Annotated in this window: 1 protein-coding gene; it reads right to left on the reverse strand. The window is 64.9% G+C overall.

Annotated elements, in window-relative coordinates:
* Window positions 1-1847 (reverse strand): DNA polymerase II (locus tag VF515_13415; protein ID HEX7408635.1); only part of this gene is annotated, 1847 nt, incomplete at both ends.

Consider the following 1847-nt stretch of genomic DNA (forward strand, 5'->3'; position numbering starts at 1 on the left):
CATCACGTAGGCGATGATGCGCCCCGGCGTGCCGCTCTGTTTCCGCGCCGCTTTCACATGCGGCGGCGTGGTCTTGGTATAGGCGTCGAGTTCCTTGCGGATCGCCTTCTTGTAGGTCAGCTCATCGTCGAAGCGCCCGGCGCGGAGGTCGGCGATGAAGGCGCGAATGAACTCCTGCACCGGCTGGTTGTGAAACACCCGCTGCAACAACTCTCTTTGGAAACGCTTGCTCACCTCGCTCCAGTCGCGCCGCACCGATTCGAGCCCGACAAACTCGATCTGTTCGGTTGCGTCGTCGACGAGCAAACCGGCGTAGCGCTTCTTGCTACCGATCTTGCCGCCGCGGATCTCGGGCAGGAAGAACCGCCGGTACAGCTTTTCGAACTCCAGCTCGAGAAAACTGTGGCAGCCGAACTCGGTCTCGAGGCTGTGCGCCACCGCCGCCCCGATCTCGGCGCGCAACCGTTCTCCGAGCTGCCGCGCGCGCTCGGCGTCGGGTTCGTGGGTATCCACAAACAGCGAGTCGGTATCGCCGTACAACACCTCGTGACCTGTGTGCTCGGCACACTCGGCGGCCCGGCGGATGATCAGCTGGCCGAAATGCGTCACCGCGTTGGCAACGTCCGGAGAGAACAACCGCGACGCGCTGGCACCGAGGACGCCGTAGAACGAGTTCATCAGGATCTTGATCGCGTTCGACTTCACCGAGTTGCCGGCGCGCTTGGCCTGCTCGCGCTCGGCCGCCAGGCTGGTGAGCAGCTCCGGGATGATGCCGGCAACATCGCGCCGGAAACAGGCGCCGTTCGGAGCGCGGACAACGCCGGCGGCGGGAACCTCCCCTGGCCCCTCCTTGGCCAGGAGGGGGACCCGATTCGGAACGTACGTCAGCGGGTCGATGTTGAAGGTGCGGATGATGCTCGGGTACAGGCTCTTGAAGTCGAAGACCAACACGTTCTGATACAACCCCGGCTTCGACTCCATCACGTACCCGCCGGTGATCACGGCCTCACGCTGGTCGGCGCCCACCGACGGCGCCACCACCCCGCGCGCACGCAGGGCGTTGAGATAGAGCGAGTCCACCGACGCAATCGCCGCACTGACACGGTCGAGCTGCATGCCGGTGAGCAAGCTGCGCTCGATGGTCAGGTCGACCAACCCGGTCCGCTCCAACAGCTCGAGCACCAACCGCGCATCCTGAAGATTGTAGTCGACCAGTCGCTGGGGATCGCCGCGATACAGGGCTTCGATCTCCGTATGGCGGCCATCGCCGGTGATGAGCTTGCCCTTGCCGAGGAAGGCCTGCGCCGCCGTTTCGAGCTTGTAATCGTCCAGGCGAATGAAGGCGCCACGCATCAACGAGAGACCATCCAGCACCTGCCGGCCGAAGACGACGGCACGTGATTCACGCGTGAACGACGGGTCTTTGCGCAAATCGAACTCGTCATCACTGCGGCCGATGGCGAAGCGGACACCGTGCCGCCGCGCCACCCGCGCCAGAAACGCCAGATCGAAATCGACGACGTTCCAGCCGGTGATGACGTCCGGGTCGAGGTCCCGGAGCAGCTCGAGAAAGCGGCGGATCGCCGCCTGCTCCGAGGGCACGCACTCGGCGTTGCCCAACACGCCTTCGTGCACGATGATGACACGGTCCATGCCGCACCCGAACAGGGCAATGGAATACAGCCGCTCGCCCTCCAGGCTGGTCTCGATGTCGATCGACAGGACCTTCAATCGCGGCACCCAGCGCGCCGGCCGGAGGTTCGGATTGCGGTAGACGCGGCCCAGCCGCGGCCGGGTTTCGCCGGCACCGTCCAGTTCAAAGGCGCCGCGGATACCACGATCGATCA

The organism is Candidatus Binatia bacterium, assembly GCA_036382395.1.
In the GTDB taxonomy this organism is placed as follows: domain Bacteria; phylum Desulfobacterota; class Binatia; order HRBIN30; family HRBIN30; genus JAGDMS01.